Origin of the sequence: Dactylosporangium vinaceum (genome assembly GCF_019904175.1) — a bacterium.
In the GTDB taxonomy this organism is placed as follows: domain Bacteria; phylum Actinomycetota; class Actinomycetes; order Mycobacteriales; family Micromonosporaceae; genus Dactylosporangium; species Dactylosporangium vinaceum.
This window is the reverse complement of the sequence record NZ_CP061913.1, coordinates 10,019,008-10,038,445: the sequence shown is the minus strand read 5'-3', so window position 1 is coordinate 10,038,445 and position 19,438 is coordinate 10,019,008. Positions and strand designations below refer to the sequence as shown.

Annotated in this window: 17 protein-coding genes; 8 read left to right on the top strand and 9 right to left on the bottom strand. The window is 70.9% G+C overall.

Annotated elements, in window-relative coordinates; all coding sequences use genetic code 11:
- Positions 1-59: 59 nt before the first annotated feature.
- Positions 60-1,628 (top strand): methyl-accepting chemotaxis protein, encoded by a 1,569-nt coding sequence (locus tag Dvina_RS45005; RefSeq protein ID WP_223097311.1) that lies wholly within the window; start codon positions 60-62, stop codon positions 1,626-1,628.
- 6 nt (positions 1,629-1,634) lie between these two features.
- Here Dvina_RS45005 and Dvina_RS45000 read toward each other — a convergent pair whose 3' ends face one another.
- The gene (locus tag Dvina_RS45000) at positions 1,635-4,526 is read right to left on the bottom strand and encodes a bifunctional [glutamine synthetase] adenylyltransferase/[glutamine synthetase]-adenylyl-L-tyrosine phosphorylase (protein ID WP_223097309.1); all 2,892 of its coding nucleotides are present in this window, start codon (positions 4,524-4,526) and stop codon (positions 1,635-1,637) included.
- Positions 4,526-5,362 carry a type 1 glutamine amidotransferase gene (locus tag Dvina_RS44995; protein ID WP_223097307.1) on the bottom strand — a complete coding sequence of 279 codons (837 nt, stop codon included), beginning with the start codon at positions 5,360-5,362 and terminating at the stop codon, positions 4,526-4,528. The genes Dvina_RS45000 and Dvina_RS44995 overlap by 1 nt, the downstream gene beginning before the upstream one ends.
- 102 nt (positions 5,363-5,464) lie before the next feature.
- Between Dvina_RS44995 and Dvina_RS44990 the strand changes: the two genes are divergently transcribed.
- Together Dvina_RS44990 and Dvina_RS44985 are read left to right on the top strand one after the other, a co-directional pair.
- The gene (locus tag Dvina_RS44990; protein ID WP_223097305.1) at positions 5,465-6,061 is read left to right on the top strand and encodes a sulfite oxidase-like oxidoreductase; all 597 of its coding nucleotides are present in this window, start codon (positions 5,465-5,467) and stop codon (positions 6,059-6,061) included.
- 43 nt (positions 6,062-6,104) lie between these two features.
- Positions 6,105-6,836 (top strand): ferredoxin reductase, encoded by a 732-nt coding sequence (locus tag Dvina_RS44985; RefSeq protein WP_223097303.1) that lies wholly within the window; start codon positions 6,105-6,107, stop codon positions 6,834-6,836.
- A gap of 6 nt (positions 6,837-6,842) precedes the next feature.
- Here the strand turns inward: Dvina_RS44985 and glnA (Dvina_RS44980) are convergent, their stop codons facing one another.
- Positions 6,843-8,195 (bottom strand): type I glutamate--ammonia ligase, encoded by a 1,353-nt coding sequence (glnA, locus tag Dvina_RS44980; RefSeq protein ID WP_223097301.1) that lies wholly within the window; start codon positions 8,193-8,195, stop codon positions 6,843-6,845.
- Between the two features lie 132 nt (positions 8,196-8,327).
- Here glnA (Dvina_RS44980) and Dvina_RS44975 point away from each other — a divergent pair, with 132 nt between their 5' ends.
- Positions 8,328-8,792, top strand: coding sequence for an adenine nucleotide alpha hydrolase family protein (locus Dvina_RS44975; RefSeq protein ID WP_223097273.1), 465 nt, complete (start codon positions 8,328-8,330; stop codon positions 8,790-8,792).
- Positions 8,793-8,895: 103 nt separating this feature from the next.
- A complete protein-coding gene (panB, locus tag Dvina_RS44970; protein WP_223097271.1) occupies positions 8,896-9,729 on the top strand; it encodes a 3-methyl-2-oxobutanoate hydroxymethyltransferase in 834 nt (277 codons plus the stop codon).
- A gap of 59 nt (positions 9,730-9,788) precedes the next feature.
- Here panB and glnA (Dvina_RS44965) read toward each other — a convergent pair whose 3' ends face one another.
- Positions 9,789-11,213, bottom strand: a complete 1,425-nt coding sequence (glnA, locus tag Dvina_RS44965) for a type I glutamate--ammonia ligase (protein WP_223097269.1) — start codon at positions 11,211-11,213, stop codon at positions 9,789-9,791.
- Between the two features lie 233 nt (positions 11,214-11,446).
- Between glnA (Dvina_RS44965) and Dvina_RS44960 the strand changes: the two genes are divergently transcribed.
- Entirely contained in the window at positions 11,447-11,797 is a 351-nt protein-coding gene (locus tag Dvina_RS44960) for an RDD family protein (RefSeq protein WP_223097267.1), read from the top strand.
- Between the two features lie 15 nt (positions 11,798-11,812).
- On the opposite strand, the gene Dvina_RS44955 is transcribed toward Dvina_RS44960, so the two are convergent.
- Entirely contained in the window at positions 11,813-12,511 is a 699-nt protein-coding gene (locus Dvina_RS44955; protein WP_223097265.1) for a DUF4191 domain-containing protein, read from the bottom strand.
- A gap of 23 nt (positions 12,512-12,534) precedes the next feature.
- Complete coding sequence (lipA, locus tag Dvina_RS44950; protein WP_223097263.1) at positions 12,535-13,470, bottom strand: lipoyl synthase; 936 nt, start codon at positions 13,468-13,470, stop codon at positions 12,535-12,537.
- Between the two features lie 121 nt (positions 13,471-13,591).
- On the opposite strand from lipA, the gene Dvina_RS44945 reads away from it, so the two are divergent.
- Positions 13,592-14,218 carry a DUF6928 family protein gene (locus Dvina_RS44945; RefSeq protein ID WP_223097262.1) on the top strand — a complete coding sequence of 209 codons (627 nt, stop codon included), beginning with the start codon at positions 13,592-13,594 and terminating at the stop codon, positions 14,216-14,218.
- A gap of 359 nt (positions 14,219-14,577) precedes the next feature.
- Here the strand turns inward: Dvina_RS44945 and lipB are convergent, their stop codons facing one another.
- The gene (lipB, locus tag Dvina_RS44940) at positions 14,578-15,192 is read right to left on the bottom strand and encodes a lipoyl(octanoyl) transferase LipB (protein WP_223097260.1); all 615 of its coding nucleotides are present in this window, start codon (positions 15,190-15,192) and stop codon (positions 14,578-14,580) included.
- A gap of 125 nt (positions 15,193-15,317) precedes the next feature.
- Between lipB and Dvina_RS44935 the strand changes: the two genes are divergently transcribed.
- Positions 15,318-16,553 (top strand): extracellular catalytic domain type 1 short-chain-length polyhydroxyalkanoate depolymerase, encoded by a 1,236-nt coding sequence (locus Dvina_RS44935; protein ID WP_223097258.1) that lies wholly within the window; start codon positions 15,318-15,320, stop codon positions 16,551-16,553.
- Here the strand turns inward: Dvina_RS44935 and Dvina_RS44930 are convergent.
- Positions 16,526-17,419, bottom strand: coding sequence for a TIGR01777 family oxidoreductase (locus Dvina_RS44930; protein WP_223097256.1), 894 nt, complete (start codon positions 17,417-17,419; stop codon positions 16,526-16,528). The genes Dvina_RS44935 and Dvina_RS44930 overlap by 28 nt on opposite strands.
- A gap of 102 nt (positions 17,420-17,521) precedes the next feature.
- Positions 17,522-19,408: a 2-oxoglutarate dehydrogenase, E2 component, dihydrolipoamide succinyltransferase gene (gene sucB / locus Dvina_RS44925; RefSeq protein WP_223097254.1), complete on the bottom strand. Its 1,887-nt coding sequence runs from the start codon at positions 19,406-19,408 to the stop codon at positions 17,522-17,524.
- Positions 19,409-19,438: the final 30 nt, after the last annotated feature.

The window sequence follows — 19,438 nt, the reverse complement described above, 5'->3', positions numbered from 1 at the left end:
GCTCCGCGCCGCAAGGGCGGTTTGCACCTACCTCGCCGGTTTTCGTGATGGGGGTCTTCATGGCCGTGTTCGCCAACCTGGGCATCGCCCCGAAGATCGGCATTCTGTGCGCCGCCGGGATCGTGGTCGCGGCGGCCACAGGCTCCGCCGGGCTGCTCTCCCAGTCCCGCCTGAGCGACCAGGCCGAGACCGTGCACGTGCTGGACAGCGCCAGCAGCCTGCTGCACCACCTGGACACCCGCGAGTCGGAGCTGAAGGTCGACGCCTACCGCGCGCTGGCCGAGAAGGACATCGCGGGCATCCTCAAGGACCTGCCGGACGACCTGGCCTCGGTCACCGACACGATCGCCGAGCTCGACGCGCTCGACCTGCCGGCCGGCGTCCGGGCCGACGTCGAGGACATCAAGTCCTCCGCCCTGCAGTTCAACACCTTCATCGACACCTTCGTCAAGGACGCCCAGACCAACCAGGCAGTGGTCCAGCAGCGCGAGGCCGACATCGCCACCAACAACCACGCCGTCGACGACAAGATCGGCGCGCTGGAGGACAAGCTGGCCGAGCAGGCCGCCCAGGAGCGCGCCGACATGGCGAGCACCAGCACGCAGGCCCGCTGGACGACCTCGATCGCCCTGCTCCTCGGCCTTGTCGTGTTCCTGGCCATCGCCATCCCGATCGGCCGGGCCATCATCCGCCCGGTCCGCCGCGTCCAGTCGGTCCTGGAGGCCCTGGCCAAGGGTGACCTGACCCAGCAGGCCGGCGTCACCGGCCGCGACGAGATCGGCCGGATGGCGGCGAGCCTTGACGAGGCCACGGCGAGCATCCGCCGCTCGATCTCCGCCGTCGGTACCTCCTCGGACAGCCTCGCGAACGCCTCCCGCCAGCTCTCGCGGGTCAGCGAGGAGATCTCCGGGGCGGCCCACTCCACCAACAACCAGATGAGCGACGCCTCCGCCTCCTCCCACGAGGTCTCCCGGCACGTCAGCACGGTCGCCACCGGCGCGGAGGAGATGGGCGTCTCCATCCACGAGATCGCCCGCAACGCCGCCGACGCGGCCGCCGTGGCCTCCGCCGCCGTGCGCGACGCGAACGACGCCAACGAGAAGGTCGAGCGCCTGGCCGTCTCGTCGACGGAGATCGGCAACGTCCTGAAACTCATCACCTCCATCGCCGAGCAGACGAACCTGCTGGCCCTCAACGCCACCATCGAGGCGGCCCGGGCCGGCGAGTCGGGCAAGGGCTTCGCCGTCGTCGCGAACGAGGTCAAGGACCTGGCCCAGGAGACGGCGAAGGCCACCGAGGACATCCACAAGCGGGTGACCGCCATCCAGGCCGACACCACCGCCGCCGCCGACGCCATCCGCCGCATGAGCGGCGTGGTGGAGGAGATCAACCAGTACCAGGCCACGATCGCCTCAGCCGTGGAAGAGCAGTCGGCCACCACCGCCGAGATGAGCCGCTCGGTGGCCGAAGCTGCGACCGGCGCCGAGAGGATCGCCGCCAACATCGCCGGCGTAGCCGACGCCACCGCCGCCACCACCCAGGGCGTGGGCTCGGCCAAGGGCGCCGCCGCCGAGCTGGCCCAGATGTCCCAGGATCTCCGCCAGCTGGTCTCCCACTTCAGGGTCTAGCGCCGGTCAGGCGCCGTCGAAGACGCGCTCCACCACCGCGCGGGCGCGCCGGGCCACCCGCAGGTACTCGTCCAGGAACTCCTGCGGCTCGGTCCCCGGGTTCAGGGCTGCCGCCGCGGCCGCCAGGTCCGGCCCCTGCCGAGGGATCTGGTCGGTGGCCCGCCCCCGGACCAGCGTCAGCAGGTTTCGCACCCGCGACGCCTGCCGCCACGCCGACTCCAGCTCCGCGGCGTCCATCCGGTCGAGCAGCCCGGCCGCGACGGCCGCGTGCAGCGCGTCGAGCGTCCGCGGCGTCCGCAGCCCGGCCACCGCATGCCCGTGCTGCAACTGCAGGAGCTGCACCGTCCACTCCACATCGGCCAGCCCACCGCGGCCGAGCTTCGTGTGCGTGGCCGGGTCGGCGCCGCGCGGCAGCCGCTCGCTGTCCACCCGCGCCTTCAACCGCCGGATCTCGAGGACCTGGTCGCGCGTGAGCCCACCCTGGGGGTACCGCTTCGAGTCGGCGAGCGCCAGGAACCGGGCCCCGAGGTCGGGTGACCCCGCGACGTGCCGGGCCCGCAGCAGGGCCTGCGCCTCCCAGACCTTCGACCAGCGTGCGTAGTACTGCTCGAACGCCCCCAGGCTGCGCACCAGCGGCCCCTGCCGGCCCTCCGGACGCAGGTCGGCGTCCACGCCCAGCGGCGGGTCGTGGGCCGGGCGGGCCAGCAGGCGCCGGAGCTCCTCCGCGATGGTGAGCGCGGTCTTGGCGTCGCCGTCGCAGACGAACAGCACGTCGGCGTCGGAGGGGTAGCTGGTCTCGGAGCCGCCCAGGCGGCCCATCCCGATGATGGCGAACGCCAGGTCGGGAGCGCCGGCCGACGTGACCCCGAGCGTGGCCCGCAGCGTCGCGTCGGTCACCGCCGACAGCGCGTCGCCGACCACTGTGACGTCCAGGATGCCGAGCAGGTCGGCGCAGGCGATGCGGAACAGCTCGCGGCGGCGCAGGGCACGGACCGCGTTGATGGCGGTCTCCGGGTCGGGGTGGCGGGCGGCCGCGGCGGCGAAGCCCTCCGTGAGGACCTCGGCGCTGCGGGGCTGCAGCTCGGTGTCGTCGGCCAGCAGCCGCAGCGCCTCCGGGTCGTGGATGAGCAGGTCGGTGACGTATCGGGACAGGGCGAGCAGCCGGGCCAGGCGCAGCGCGACCGGGCCCTCGTCGCGCAGCAGCCGCAGGTACCACGGCGTGTTCCCGAGCTTCTCCGAGACCTGGCGGTAGGCCAGGAGGCCGCGGTCCGGCTCGGGCGCGTCGGCGAACTCGCTGAGCATGGCCGGGAGCAGCTGGCGCTGGATGGCCGCCGTGCGGGACACGCCGCCGGTCAGGGCCTCGATGTGCCGCAGCGCGCCCGCCGGGTCGGCGAAGCCCAGCAGGTCGAGGCGGGCGCGGGCGGCGTCCGGGCGCAGCCGGAGCTGCTCGGTGGGGACGCGGGCGACCGCCTCCAGCAGCGGGCGGTAGAAGAGCTTGGCGTGCAGGCGGCGGACCTCGCCCGCGTGGCGGACCCACTCGGTGCGGAAGGACTCCACGGCGTCGCGGGCGGCGTTCGGCCGATAGCCGAGCGCGTGCGCCAGCCACCGCAGCCCGGCCGGGTCGTCGGGGACGGTGTGGGTGCGCCGGAGCCGCTGGAGCTGGAGGCGGTGCTCGACGACGCGCAGGAACCGGTACGCGCGCAGCAGCGCCTCACCGTCGGCCAGCCCCACGTAGCCGCCCTCGATGAGCGTGCGCAGCCCGGCGAGCGTGGTCGGCGTGCGCAGCGACTCGTCGGCCCGCCCGTGCACCAGCTGGAGCAGCTGCACCGCGAACTCGATGTCCCGCAGCCCGCCCGGCCCCCGCTTGATCTCCCGGTCCATCTCGGCCCGCGGGATCGCCTCGATGATCCGGCGGCGCATGGCCCGGACCTCGTCCACCGCCTCGGGCCGCTCGGCCGCCGACCAGATGAGCGGCTGCAGCTCGGCCAGCCACTGCTCGCCCAGCGCGATGTCCCCGGCCGCCGGGCGGGCCTTCAGCAGCGCCTGGAACTCCCAGGTCTTGGCCCACTTCTTGTAGTACGCCAGGTGCGAGGCGACGGTGCGCACCAGCGCGCCCCGGCTGCCCTCGGGGCGCAGCGCGGCGTCGACCGGCCAGGCCACGAAGCCGCAGATCTCCATCATCCGGGCGGCCAGGGCGCTGCCCGCGCGCATCGCCTTCTCGACGTCGGCGCCCTCCTCGACCGGCTCGGCCACGAAGACGACGTCGACGTCGCTGACGTAGTTGAGCTCGCGGCCGCCGCACTTGCCCATCGCGATGACGGCGAGCCGGCACTCGTCCGCGCCCCGCTCCGCCGTGGCGATGGCCAGCGCCGCTTGCAACGTCGCGTCGGCCAGCTCGGTCAGCCGCCGCATGGTGACCTCGACATCGGCCGCCGCGGTCAGGTCGGCGGCGACGATCCGCAGGAGCTCCCGGCGGTACCCACTGCGCAGGAGCGGCACTGTCGACACGTCGCGCGTGGAGAAGCCCGCGGCCCGCGTGTTCTGCTCGCCGGCCAGCTCGCGCCACTCCGCGGGGTTGGCCACCAGCAGGTCGCCCAGGGTCGCGGAGACGCCGAGCACGCCGATCAGCCGCCGCCGCAGTGCCCTGTCGGTCAGGACCGCCGCGCGCACCTCCTCGCCGGCCGCCTCGACGAGCCGGTGCAGCTGGAAGAGGGCGAGGTCGGGGTCGGCCGCGAAGTACAGGGTGTCGAGGACCGCGGCGGCGTCGTCGTCGGCCGGGCGGCGGGTGGCCGGGTCCCACAGGCGCAGCCCCTCGGGGCCGAGGGCGGCGGCGGAGCGCTCGTTGTCGGCGAACCCGTAGCGGGCCAGGTGGGCGGGGCTGACCTTGATCGGGTCCATCAACGCGGCCCGAGCAGCGGCAGGGAGCGCAGGCCGCCCTCGCCGGCGGGGGGCGTGCGGCCGAGCGCGACGGCGGCGAACCGCTCCGCGAACGGCTTCCAGACCTCCTCGATGTCGTCGAGGGCGGCCTCGGCCCGCTCCAGCAGCTCGATCGGGTCGAGCCCGAGCTCGCCGAGCGTGTGCACGCCATCCATCGCCCACTGCGCGAACATGGGCAGGTCACACTCGATGTGGAACTGCAGGCCCCACGCGTTGGGCCCGAGGCGGTACGCCTGGACCGGGTAGTTCGTCGACGCCGCCAGCAGCGTGGCGTTCAGCGGCAGCTCGACGATCTCGTCGACGTGCCACTGGAAGACGTCCGGCGCGAAGGGCACCGCCGCGAAGATGGGGTCCTGGTCGGCGACGTCGCGGCGGGCGACGAGCTTGACGCCGATCTCGGGCCCGGCGGCGCTGCGCTCGACGGTGCCACCGTGGGCGTTCGCGAGCAGCTGCGCGCCAAGACAGACCGCCAGGGTCGGGATCCTGTACCGCACCGCCTTGCGCAACAGCCCGTCGAGCTCGTCGAACCAGGGCGCGGCCCGCTCGCCCGCGGCGTCCGGGAAGGCGTCCTGCTCGCCGCCGAGCACGACGAGCGCGGCGAATCCGTCGAGGTTCGCCGGCAGCGGGTCGCCGGCGTGCGGCCGCACGATCTGCAGCCGCAAGCCGCCCGACTCCAGCCAGTCGCCGAGCCGGGCGGGTCCGTCGGAGGGGTCGTTCTCGACCACGAGGGCGAGGTTGCCGTTCGTCACACCGTTGACAATATCCAGCGGCGCAGAAGCAGGGCAGGATAGGCGCATGAGCGGTACGCAGCGGAGCGGTACGCAGCGGAGCGGAGTGGCCGCGATTCGGAAGGCACAGTTTTGGCTCGTGGCGTCGCCGGAGCTTGCGGAGGTGTCGTCATGAGCATTGTGACGCCGGGTTTTCAGGGGCGGCGCGGTGGGAAGCCGGACCTGCCGCCGGGGCAGTACCTGGCCCACGACTTCCCGGTCCTGTCGGCCGGTCCGACACCGCGGATCAGGACCGAGCGCTGGGAGTTCGTCGTCACCACCGAGACGGGGGAGGCGAAGAGCTGGAACTGGGCCGAGTTCACCGCCCTGCCCTACGAGGACGTGACTGTCGACATCCACTGCGTCACGAAGTGGTCGAAGCTGCAGACCGGCTGGCGGGGCGTCGCGGTTGACACGCTGCTCGAGGACGTCGACACGGCCGCGGACTACGTCATGGCCCGCTCCTACGACGGGTACACCACGAACGTGCCGCTGGAAGACCTGCTCGACGGGCAGGCGTGGGTGGCCTACCGCTACGACGGCGAGGAGCTGAGTCCGGAGCACGGCGGGCCGGCCCGGCTCCTGGTGCCGCACCTGTACCTCTGGAAGTCCGCGAAGTGGATCCACGAGCTGCGGATGATGCTGCAGGACGAGCCGGGGTTCTGGGAGGCGGCCGGCTACCACAACTACGGAGACCCGTGGCGCGAGCAGCGCTATCAGGGGGACTGAGTGGTCCGGGACGGGGCGCAGCGCAGGAGAGGGGCCACGCAGCGTGGAACGCAGCCCTGAGGCCGGTCGGCAGCAGCGCGGTGCAGGACGGCTCACCTGGCGGAAGGCCACCCTTGTCGAGGCCCGGCAGGAGACCGCTACCGCGCGCACGCTCGTCTTCGACGTGCCCGACTGGCCGGGGCATCTGGCCGGGCAGCACGTCGACGTGCGGCTGACGGCGCCGGACGGGTACACGGCGCAGCGCAGCTATTCGATCGCGTCCGCAACCGGCGTCGAGATCACTGTGCAGCGGCTCGACGATGGCGAAGTATCGCCCTATTTGACCGATGTCTACGACATCGCCCAGCTCATCGAGCTCCGCGGCCCGATCGGCGGCTGGTTCGTGTGGCGTCCGAGCGACCCGGCCCCGGTCCAGCTCATCGCGGGCGGCTCGGGCGTCGTGCCGCTGATGGCGATGATCCGCGCCCGGGCGGCGAATGGGGCAAAGACCCCGTTCAAGCTGCTCTACTCCGCCCGGACGCCCGAGGACGTGATCTACGCGGACGAGCTGCGGCGGCGGGCGCGCGACGACGGCGGACTTGACGTCCAGTACATCCACACCAGGGTGCGGGGCCGGCGAGTCGGCGTCGCCGACGTGCACACCCACGCCTGGCCGAAGGAGTTCGAGCCGAGCATCTACGTGTGCGGCCCAACCGGGTTCGTGGAGACGGTCGCCGACATCCTCGTAGCGCTCGGCCATGACGCGCGAAAGATCAAGACCGAGCGCTACGGATAGCCGGCGCTACATCATGCCGAGGTACCGCTCGCGCTCGAACGGGGTGACGACGCGGCGGTACTCCTCCCACTCGGTCCGCTTGTTCTTGAGGAAGAAGTCGAACACGTGCTCGCCGAGCACCTCGGCCACGAGCTCGGAGCCGGCCATCACGTCGATCGCCTCGGAGAGGTTCTCCGGCAGCGCCTCGTAGCCGGCCGCGCGGCGCTCGCCGTCGGTCAGGGCCCACACGTCGTCCTCGGCGCCCGGCGGCAGCTCGTAGCCCTGCTCGATGCCGCGCAGGCCGGCGCCGAGCATCACCGCGTACGCGAGGTACGGGTTGCAGGCCGCGTCGAGCGAGCGGACCTCGACCCGGGCCGAGTTCGGCTTCCCGTACGCCGGCACCCGCACGAGCGCCGAGCGGTTCTTGTGGCCCCAGCAGACGTACGCGGGGGACTCGGTGATCCGGTTCGGCAGCGTCTGCGGGAAGAGGCGCTTGTAGGAGTTGACCCACTGGTTCGTGATCGCGGTGTACTCCCGCGCGTGCACCAGCAGGCCCGCGATGAACGCCTGGCCGACCTTCGACAGCTTCATCGGGTCGCTGGCGTCGTGGAACGCGTTGCGCTCGCCCTCGAACAGCGACAGGTGCGTGTGCATCCCGCTGCCCGGCTGCTCGGTGAACGGCTTCGGCATGAACGTCGCGTGCACCCCGTGGGAGAGCGCGACCTCCTTGATGACGTGCCGGAACGTCATGATGTTGTCGGCCGTGGTCAGCGCGTCGGCGTAGCGCAGGTCGATCTCCTGCTGGCCGGGCGCGACCTCGTGGTGGCTGAACTCGACCGAGATGCCGATCCGCTCCAGCGCGAGCACCGCCTGGCGGCGGAAGTCACGGGCGACGGAGTGGGTCGTGTGGTCGAAGTAGCCGCCGGCGTCGACCGGCCGCGGCGCCGCCCCGTGCTCGCCGAGGTCCTCCAGCAGGAAGAACTCGATCTCGGGGTGGGTGTAGAACGTGAAGCCCTTCTCGGCCGCCCGCGACAGGGCCCGGCGCAGCACGTGGCGCGGGTCGGCCCAGGACGGCGAGCCGTCGGGCAGCGTGATGTCGCAGAACATGCGGGCGCTCTCGCCCGACATGCCGCCCTCGAACGGGAAGACCTGGAACGTCGTCGGGTCCGGGATGGCCACCATGTCCGACTCGTAGACCCGGGCGAACCCCTCGATCGCCGACCCGTCGAACCCGATGCCCTCCTCGAACGCCGACTCGAGCTCGGCCGGCGCGACTGAGACGCTCTTGAGTGTGCCGAGCACATCGGTGAACCACAGCCGGACGAAGCGGATGTCCCGCTCTTCGAGCGTGCGGAGCACGAACTCCTGCTGACGGTCCACGTAACGCCCCCACAAATGCTCCGGCCGACTCGGGCCAGTCTCGCCCGGCGGTATTACACCAAAGTTACCGGACCACGGTATGTGACCAGGCTCCGGCGTGAACGACCCGGGCCCGCTGGGTATGTCGTCGCCATGACGTTGTCGCCGCCCGACCTCTGGTCCTCGCTCGTGACCCGCCTCCGCGACCGCGCGCGGTCGGGCGCCGTGGCCCTGGAACTTTCGGGCGACGTCGCCTCCTCGGTGGCCGCGGTCGTCGCCTGCGACGCCCTCGGCCCGGCCAACGTCACCGGGCTGTTCTTCGGCGACGACGTCGACCCGCAGGTGCGTGACCTGGCCCTGCACACCGGTCTGGACTTCCGTCAGGAGTCCGTGCAGCCCCTGGTGGACGTGTTCCTGGCGCGGCTGACGCTCGACCCGCAGGTCGCCGCCGACCTGACCGCGCGGGTGCGCCGGGTGGTGCTCCTGGCCCTGGCGGAGCAGGAGGGCCGGCTGGTGCTCGACCAGGAGATCCCGGACGGTGAGGTCTCGGCGCTCGCCCGGTGGCGCAACCAGCAGGCGGTCGCCCAGGGGAAGCCCGCACCGATTTCGGAAATGTGAAAAACGACATCGGGCCGGTAGCAATCGTCGCCGGCGATGCGACCCTTGGGGTGTTCACCCGGGGACCTCATCATGGGGCCTCGAGGATTAGAGGAGGACGCTGATGTCCGAAGTCCCGTCCTTGTACGGCGGCGCCGTCAACCGCCGCGTACGCACCCGCGACCTGATCGCCGCCAAGGAGCGCGGCGAGCGCTGGCCGATGCTGACCAGCTACGACCAGTACACCGCCGGCATCTTCGACGAGGCCGGCATCCCGGTCCTGCTGGTCGGCGACTCGGCGGCCAACAACGTCTACGGCTACGAGTCGACTGTCTCCGTCTCCCAGGACGAGCTCCTGCCCCTGGTCCGCGCCGTGGTCCGCTCCACCAGGCGCGCCCTGGTCGTCGGCGATCTGCCCTTCGGCTCCTACGAGGAAGGCCCCGCCCAGGCCCTGCGCACGGCGGTCCGCTTCATGAAGGAGGGCGGCTGCCACGCCGTCAAGCTCGAGGGCGGCCGCCGCGTAGCCCCCCAGATCGCCGCTCTGACCAGCGCCGGCATCCCCGTCATGGCCCACATCGGCTTCACGCCGCAGAGCGAGCACGCCCTGGGCGGCTTCCGGGTCCAGGGCCGCGGCGACGCCGCCGAGGACGTGGTCGAGGACGCCCACGCGGTGGCCGCGGCGGGTGCCTTCGCCGTGGTCCTGGAAATGGTCCCCGGCGAGGTGGCCAAGCGCATCACCCACGAACTGCACATCCCGACCATCGGGATCGGGGCCGGCGCCGACACGGACGCCCAGGTCATGGTCTGGCAGGACATGGCCGGCTTCCGCACGGGCCGCGCCCCCCGCTTCGTCAAGCGCTACGCCGACATGGCCGGCGTGCTCGCGGAGGCCACCCGCGCCTACGCCGACGAGGTCCGCTCGGGCGTCTTCCCGGCCCAGGAGCACACCTTCGACTGAGCCCGGACATCGCAACGGCCCGCCCCCGCGAACGGGGACGGGCCGTTTGCCGTGTCAGATCACACGTCGTAGTACATGGCGAACTCGTGCGGCGTCGGGCGGAGGCGGACGGGGTCCACCTCGTTGGCGCGCTTGTACGAGATCCAGGTGTCCACCAGGTCCTGGGTGAACACGCCGCCCTCGAGGAGGAAGCCGTGGTCGCCCTCCAGGGTGCTGAGGACCTCGTCGAGCGAGCCGGGGACCTGCTTGACGTTGGCGACCTCCTCCGGCGGGAGGTCGTACAGGTCCTTGTCGATCGGCGCCGGCGGCTCGATCTTGTTCTTGATGCCGTCCAGGCCGGCCATGAGCATCGCCGAGAACGCCAGGTACACGTTCGCCGACGGGTCCGGCACGCGGAACTCGACGCGCTTGGCCTTGGCGTTCGTGCCCGTCACCGGGATACGGGTGCAGGCCGAGCGGTTGCGCTGCGAGTACACCAGGTTGACCGGGGCCTCGTAGCCGGGGACCAGGCGGCGGTACGAGTTGACCGTCGGGTTGGTGAACGCCAGCAGCGACGGCGCGTGGTGCAGGAGGCCGCCGATGTACCAGCGGGCCGTGTCCGACAGGCCGCCGTATCCGGCCTCGTCGTAGAACAGCGGCTCGCCACCCAGCCACAGGGACTGGTGGGTGTGCATGCCCGAGCCGTTGTCACCGAAGAGCGGCTTCGGCATGAACGTCGCGGTCTTGCCGGCCGCCCACGCGGTGTTCTTGATGATGTACTTGAACAGCTGGAGCTGGTCGCCCGCCTGCAGCAGGGTGCCGAACCGGTAGTTGATCTCGGCCTGGCCGGCGGTGCCGACCTCGTGGTGCGAGCGCTCGACGACGAAGCCGGCGGCGATCAGCCGCTGCACCATCTGGTCGCGCAGGTCGGAGTAGTGGTCGACCGGCGGGACGGGGAAGTAGCCGCCCTTGTACGCGGTCTTGTACCCACGGTTGCCGCCCGGCTCGTCCTTACCGGAGTTCCACCAGCCCTCGACCGAGTCGATGTAGTAGTACGCCTGGTTCGCCGAGGTCTCGTGCCGGATCGAGTCGAAGATGTAGAACTCCGCCTCGGGGCCGAAGTAGGCCGTGTCGGCGATGCCGCTCGACGCGAGGTACGCCTCGGCCTTCTTCGCCACGTTCCGCGGGTCACGCGAGTAGGCCTCGCGGGTGAACGGGTCGTGGATGAAGAAGTTGAGCGCGAGGGTCTTCTCGACCCGGAACGGGTCGATGAACGCGGAGGTGGGGTCGGGCAGCAGCATCATGTCGGACTCGTGGATCGCCTGGAATCCACGGATCGACGAGCCGTCGAAGGCCAGACCGTCGCTGAAGACCGCCTCGTCGAACGACTCGACCGGGATGTTGAAGTGCTGCATCACGCCCGGCAGGTCGCAGAAGCGAACGTCGACGAAGCGGACGCCCTCATCCTTCACGTATCGCAACAGCTCTTCAGAATTGGCGAACACTCGTCCTCCAGGTCGCAGGCAGACCAGTCTTGGTGATCACTTCAGTGTGAAGGTGGCTGGTTGGTCGCGACCGTAGAACCGCGCGATTGCCCCGGCGTGTCTCGATTGTTTCCGCTGTGTTTCGCGGTGCCAAAGCCGGAGCCTGGCCGGCTACGGCCCCGCCGCCAGGGCCGGCGACGCTTGATCGGCTCAGCCGATCGGCGGGGATGCACCGTTCGATAGGCTGACCCGCCGTGGACATTGCACCGGCCCCGCTCGCCCGCCGCTTCGGCGCGCTCTTCGTCGACTGGATATCGTGCCTGCTCATCGCGGGCGCGTTCGCGACGCCCACCGAAGAGCCGTGGCTCGCACCGGGCCTGTTCGTCGTCGTCTATGCGCTATTCCTCGGCTTCTTCGCCCAGACCCTCGGGATGCGCCTGTTTCGCATTCGCTGTGTGTCGATCAACACAGGAGCCGCATTGGGGGTACCGCGAGCACTCCTGCGCGCAATCGTCATGCTCCCGCTGATCACCGCCCTGATCATGGACAAAAATCAACGCGGCCTGCACGACCGGATTTCCGGCTCGATCGTGCAGACCGCGTGAGGTTCGCGGAGGCGCTCAGCGCCCGCGCATCGCCTTGAACTGACCCTTCGGCGGCTTCATGTTCTTGGGCAGCGCCCCCCGCGGCATCTGCGGCCGCGCCGAGAGCGCGGTGAGCCGCTTGTCGAGCGAGTTGACGTCCTTGGCCGTGATCGTGCGCGGCAGCCGGATCAGCAGGTTGCGCAGCTTGGCCAGCGGGACCTGGCCCTCCTCGTTGCCGACCATGTAGTCGCGCAGCTCGGCGTTGCCGATCACCTTGACCAGCCGCCGCCGCTCCTGCCCGATGAGCCCCCTGACCCGGCCGGGGTTGCCCTCGCCGATCAGGATCACGCCGGGCCGCCCGATGACCAGGTGCACCATGTCGAACTGCGTCGTGGACGCAATGGCGGGGGAGACCCGCCAGTCGCCGCGCATGTTCTCGATGATCGAGGCGGCCGCTCCGGGCTGCCCCTCGGCCTCTCGCATCATGGCCTTCTGCGACCGGAGATTGAGCACGATCACGGTCCCGAGCAGCGCCAGCAGCACACCGAGCGGCGCCCAGACCCACGAGACGCCCAGCGCGATGGCGACGCCGACCGCGATCAGCGGCACGAGGACGACCGTCACCACGAGAGGCACGAACGCCTTGTCGCGCTTCGCGGTGAACGAGAACACCATGCCGATCTGCTTGAGCCGAGTGAAGAAGGAGACCTTCTCCGGCTCCTGGGCCTTTGCCATACCCCGAGTCTAGATGGACTGGGTCAGGCGTCGAGAGCCCGGCTCTCCAGAGCCTGCCGGTAGAGCCGACCGGCGCGGTACGACGAGCGCACCAGCGGCCCGGAGAGCACCCCCGAGAAGCCGATCTGCTCGGCCTCCTCGCGCAGCTCGACGAACTCCTCCGGCTTCACCCACCGCTCAACGGGGTGGTGCCGCGGCGTCGGGCGCAGGTACTGCGTGATCGTCACCAGCTCGCACCCGGCCTCGTGCAGGTCCTTGAGCGCCTGCGTCACCTCGGCCCGCTCCTCGCCCATGCCGAGGATCAGGTTCGACTTGGTGACCAGCCCGGCCGCCCGGGCCTGCGTGATCACGTCAAGGGACCGCTCGTAGCGGAACGCCGGCCGGATCCGCTTGAAGATCCGCGGCACGGTCTCGACGTTGTGGGCGAGCACCTCGGGCTTCGCCGCGAACACCTCGCGCAGCAGCTCCGGCTCCCCGTTGAAGTCGGGGATGAGCAGCTCGACCCCGCACCCCTCGACGAGCGCGTGGATCTGCCGGACGGTCTCGGCGTAGAGCCACGCCCCGCCGTCGGGCAGGTCGTCGCGGGCCACACCGGTCACGGTGGCGTACTTCAGCCCCATCGTCGCGGTCGACTCGGCCACCCGCCGCGGCTCGTCCGCGTCGAACTCGGCCGGCTTCCCGGTGTCGATCTGGCAGAAGTCACACCGGCGCGTGCACTGATCCCCACCGATGAGGAACGTGGCCTCGCGGTCTTCCCAGCACTCGTAGATGTTGGGACAGCCGGCTTCCTGGCACACCGTGTGGAGGCCCTCGCGCTGCACGAGCCCCCGCAGATGGGTGTACTCGGGCCCCATCTTGGCCGAGACCTTGATCCACGACGGTTTACGCTCGATCGGCGTCTCCGCGTTTCGCGCTTCGATGCGCAGCAGACGACGGCCTTCGGGAACAACGGCGGTCACAGTCCGAAGACTACGCCGGGCGACTGCTCAGGTGCTGGGAACGCGATTGACGTCACGTCTGCGGGCCCGTACCTGTCACCCGGTAGGTTTCCGTCCGCCCCAGCCTGGCAATAGGCCATGAGTGGCGCTCAACGACACCCTCGTCGCGTTTTCCGACGGCAACCCGATCGACGTCCTGCGGTCCTACCCCGTTCTCGACAAACCGGCCACCCGTGCGCTGGTGGAACGCCTCTTCCCGGGCGCCGAGATCGAGGAGATCGGCGACGAACTCCTGGTGGACGCCCTGAACCCGCCGGCCGACGTGGTCTGCATCGGCTGCTTCCCGGGCCTGGAGCTGGTCTGCAGCTGGGGCCTGACCCCGAAGCGCCCCTCCGAACTGGACCCCGTCGTCTTCACCGCCACGGACCGCCGCAACGTGTACCTCCACGCCGCCCACAGCGACGCCGGCTGGTGCAGCTACGGCGTCTGGCGCGACGGCTCCCGGGTCCGCGCCCGCAGCATCTCCGCCGACCCCACAATCTCCGAGGATGAGGGCACCCACCTCCCCTTCGAACGCCCCGGCGAGGAGAACGACCCCGGCGAACAGAGCTGCGCCTCGATGCAGGCCCTCTTCGGCTTCGCCTGCGACGACCATGAACGCATGGACGACGTAGACCCAGAGCTGATCCCGGTAGTCGCCTACCGAATCACCACCACTGACTCAACACCAACCACTTCCACCAGCCAAAACGAAGAACCAACCCGCTAGTCGACACCAAATCCTCTCCACCGCACAACCACGCCCCAAGACCTCCAACCAGCACCAGAAGCTCGCTACCAGCGCACGGCCGACCCAGATCTCCAATGAGCACCAAAAAGGTCTCTTACCAGCGCAACGCCGAGCCACGTCTCCAACCAGCACCAAAAAGTCTCTTTACCAGCGCAACGCCGACCCAGATCTCAAAGCAGCACCCAAAAGTCTCTCCCCCGAGCACCCATAAGCCAGATCTCGAACGAGCACCAAAAAGTCTCTCCACCGCGCAACCAATAACCAGGCCACCTGCCGTGGAGTCCTGTCACCCATTCCCCGGCCCCCCGGCCCCGGCCCTCGCCCCGCTCGACACCGCGTCAGTACAGCGTCTTCAGGTTGCGCTCCACGATCGGCAGCACCTCCTCCACCGTCACATCCCGCTCCAGCTCCCACGACAGCGACGTGACCCCGGCGTCCCGAATCCCGCAGGGCACGAAGATGCTGTACCGCGACAGATCGCAGTTCGCGTTCAGCGAGAAGCCGTGCAGCGTCGTCCCCTGGGCCACGCGGATCCCGATCGCCGCGACCTTCCGCTCCGGCCCCCGCGCATCGGCCGCGACCCAGACCCCGCTGCGCCCCTCGACCCGCTGCGTCGCCACCCCGAGCGAGGCGCACACGTCGATGAGCACCTGCTCCATCCGCCGCACGTACGCCACCACGTCCACCGGATCGTCCAGCTTGATGATCGGATACCCCACCAGCTGCCCCGGCCCGTGCCAGGTGATCTTCCCGCCCCGGTCCACGTCGATCACCGGCGTCCCGTCGAACGGCCGGTCCTCGGGCTCCGTCCGCTTGCCGGCGGTGTAGACGCTCGGATGCTCCAGCAGCAGCACCGTGTCCGGCGCGGACCCCGCCGCGACGAGCGCATGAATCCGCCGCTGTTCGGCGAGTGCCGAGGAGTATTCGACGAGACCAGCCCGAACGATCTGCATGGCCCAAAGGCTACGCCGAGCCGGGTGTCAACCAGGTGTCCGCCGATTTGTGTGGGGTCCGGACATAGTGGTGCGTCGAAGCTCACACCTAGCGTGGTGGTCCCACAAGCAGAAAGGGCACCGCCATGCCCCGCCTACTCCGCCTCGCCCTGCCCATTCTCGCCGCCCTCGTCACCGCCGCCGCCCTGGCCGCGACCACCGGCAGCCCGGCCTACGCGGCCACCCTCACAACCGTGAGCGGCTTCGGCTCGAACCCAGGCAACCTCACGATGTACAGCTACCGCCCCGACGGCCTGCCCGGCAACGCGCCACTGGTCGTCGCCATGCACGGCTGCACCCAGAACGCCACCGACTACTTCACCAACTCCGGCTGGCGCAAGTACGCCGACCTCTGGAAGTTCGCGCTCGTCCTGCCCGAGCAGAAGTCCGCGAACAACAGCACGAGCTGCTTCAACTGGTTCGAGACGGGCGACACGGCCCGCGGCTCGGGCGAGCCGCTCTCGATCAAGCAGATGGTCGACTACGCCGTCGCCAACTACGGAACGAACCCTTCGCGGGTGTACGTCACCGGCCTCTCGGCCGGCGGGGCGATGACGGCGGTCATGCTGGCCACCTACCCTGACGTATTCGCCGGCGGCGCGATCATGGCGGGCCTGCCGTACCGCTGCGCGACGTCGATGACGGCCGCGTACACCTGCATGAATCCCGGCGTCGACAAGACTCCCGCGGCCTGGGGCGACCTGGTGCGCTCCGCCTACTCCGGCTACTCGGGCACCCGGCCGCGGGTGGCGATCTGGCACGGTACAGCCGACACCACTGTCGCCCCCGCCAACGCCACGGAGCTGCGCGATCAGTGGACGAACGTCCTCGGCGTCGGCCAGACCCCCACGTCGACGGCCTCGCTACCCGGCGGCACGTCCCTGTCGAACTACGCAGACAAGGTGAAGGTGTACCTCGTCTCCGGCATGACCCACGCCACGCCCGTCGACCCCGGTGCGGCCACCGAGCAGTGCGGCACCGCCGGCACGTACTACAAGGACACGATCTGCTCGTCGTACTACCAGGCCCTCGACTGGCAACTGGGCACCGCCGGCCCCACCACGAGCCCGACGGCAAGCACGAGCCCGACCGTGAGCCCGACGCCGAGCACCAGCCCGACGCCGAGCACGAGCCCCACGACCGGCCCGTGCGTCCGCGCCTCCAACTACGCCCACGTCACGGCCGGCCGGGCCCACCAGAGCGGCGGCTACACGTACGCCAACGGCTCCAACCAGAACATGGGCCTCTACAACGTCTTCACCACCCACGGCCTGCGCCAGACCGGGCCGAACTCCTACGTGATCGACGACACGGCCTGCTGAAGGGCCTCGCGGACGGTGCGGTGCGCGAACGGGAACCCCTCGCGCACCAGCACCGCCGGCAGCACCCGTTGGCTGGCCAGGGCCTCGCCGCCGAACTCGCCCACCGCGGCCCGCAGCGCGAACCCCGGCACCGGGAGCAGGTTGGGCCGGTGCATGACCTCGCCCAGCGCGGCCGAGAACTCGGCGTTGGTCACCGGCTCGGGCCCGGTGAGGTTTACCGGCCCGGAGAGCTCCCGGTCGAGCACGAACGTGATCGCGGCGAGCCAGTCCGGGACCGAGATCCAGGGCAGGTACTGCCGGCCACTGCCCATCCGGCCGCCCGCGAACAGCTTGAACTGCAGATACAGCGGCTTGAGCAGCCCGCCGTCCGGATCGAGCGGCAGCCCGGTGCGCAGCAGCGCCACACGCGTCCCGGCGTCCTCGGCCGGGTGGGTCGCCGCCTCCCACACCTTGCACAGGTCGGCCAGGAACCCTTCGCCCGCCGGCGAGGTCTCGTCGACCGCCCGGTCACCGGTGTCGCCGTAGTATCCGACGGCCGAGGAGTTCAGCAGCACCTTGGGCTTGACCGGCGCCGCCGCGATGGCCCGGGCCAGCGTCCGGGTGGTGTCGACCCGGCTGTCGACGAGCACCTTCTTGTACTGCGCCGTCCACCGCTTCTCACCGACCCCGGCCCCGGCCAGGTTGATCACCGCGTCCGCGGCCGCCACGACTGTCCCGTCCAGCACCCCGGAGGTCGGGTCCCACCGCACCTCGCCCGGGCGCGGTGGCCGCCGCACGAGCGGTGTGACCTGGTGCCCGGCCGCCCGCAAGTGGGGGATGAGTCGCTGCCCGAGGAACCCGGACGCGCCCGCGATGAGGATCTGCATGCCCTTATTTTGCCCGCCCGCGGCTCCCCGAACCCGACCGCCCCCGCCCGGAGACGCCGAATGGGCGCCCCGCCGAAGCCGGGGCGCCCATTCGCAATCGATCTACAGCCCGAGATCGGCCTCGAAGTGCCCGGCCTCCAGGCGCTCCTTGACCGTGCTCAGGAACCGGGCCGCGTCGGCGCCGTCCACGATGCGGTGGTCGTACGACAGGGCCAGGTACACCATCGACCGCGGCGCGATGACCTCGCCGAGCTCCGGGTCACTGACCACGACGGCCCGCTTCACGACAGCGCCGGTGCCCAGGATGGCCACCTGCGGCTGGTTGATGATCGGCGTGTCGAACAGCGCGCCCCGGCTGCCGGTGTTGGTGAGCGTGAACGTGCCGCCGGCGATGTCGTCCGGGCTCAGCTTGTTGTTGCGGGTCCGGTCGGCCACGTCGGCGATCCGCTTGGCCAGCCCGGCCAGGTTCAGGTCGCCGGCGTTCTTGATGACCGGGACGATCAGGCCCTTGTCGCTGTCCACGGCCATACCGAGGTGCTCGGCGTCGTGGTACTTGACGGTGCCCGCCTCGAGGTCGATCGACGAGTTCACCGACGGGTGCACCCGCAGCGCCTCGACCGCCGCCAGGGCGAAGAACGGCAGGAACGACAGCTTCACGCCGTGCGTGGCCAGGAACTGCGCCTTGGCCTGCTCCCGCAGCTTGGCCACCTTGGTGACGTCGACCTCGACGACAGTGGTCAGCTGGGCCGAGATCTGCAGCGACTCGACCATCCGCCGGGCGATGAGCGCCCGCATCCGGGTCAGCTTCACCGTCTGGCCGCGCAGCGGGCTCGGGGCCGCCTTCGGCGCCGGGGCGCTCGAACCGCCGGCGGCGGCCGGAGCCGCAGCAGCCGGAGCCGCGGCGGGCGCGGCGGCGGCCTCCTTGGCCTTGGCCGCGGCGTCGAGCACGTCCTGCTTGCGGATGCGCCCACCGACACCGGTACCCGTCAGCGAAGACAGGTTGACCCCGTGCTCGGTGGCCAGCTTGCGGACCAGCGGCGTGACGTACGCGACGTCATCGCCCTCGACCTTCCCGTTTCCGCCGGCCGGGGCCGTCACGTTCGTCGCCGGTCCGGCCTGCACCGGAGCGGCCGTCGCGGGCTGCGGCTCGGGCGCAGCGGCCTTCGGCTCGGGCGCAGCGGCCTTCGGCTCGGGCGCAGCCGCCTTCGGCTCGGGCGCAGCCGCCTTCGGCTCAGGCGCGGCGGCCTTCGGCTCCGGCTTCTTCTCCTCAGCCTTGGGCGCCGGCGCGGCCGCCTTGGGCGCCTCCGCCTTGGGCGCCTCGGCCTTGGGCGCGGAGCCGGCACCGGCCGCACCGATCACCGCCAACTCGGCGCCGACCTCGACCGTCTCGTCCTCCGGCACCTTGATCTCCAGCAGCGTGCCGGCGACCGGCGACGGGATCTCGGTGTCGACCTTGTCCGTGGAGACCTCGAGCAGCGGCTCGTCGGCCTCGACGCTGTCGCCGACCTGCTTGAGCCAGCGCGTGACGGTACCCTCGGTGACGCTCTCGCCAAGGGCGGGCATCTTCACCGACGTGCTCTCCCCGGAGGAGCCGGACGAGTCCGACGACTCCGCGGCGGCAGCGGGCTCCTCGACCTCCTCGGAAGGCTCCTGCTCGGGCTCGACAGCGGCGGGCTCTTCCTCCGCGGCCGGTTCCTCGGCGGCCGACTCTTCGGCGGCCGGCTCCTCAGCGGCGGGCGCGGCGTCGCCCGAGTCGCCCCCGATGACGGCGAGCTCGGCGCCGACCTCGGCGGTCTCGTCCTCCTGCACGACGATCCGGGTCAGCACCCCGGCCGCCGGCGACGGGATCTCGGTGTCGACCTTGTCCGTGGAGACCTCGAGCAGCGGCTCGTCGGCCTCGACGTGGTCGCCCTCCTGCTTCAACCAGCGGGTGACGGTGCCCTCGGTGACGCTCTCGCCCAACCGGGGCATGGTGACCGATACCGGCATGTAAAACGACTCCTCGTACTGCTTGGTGGC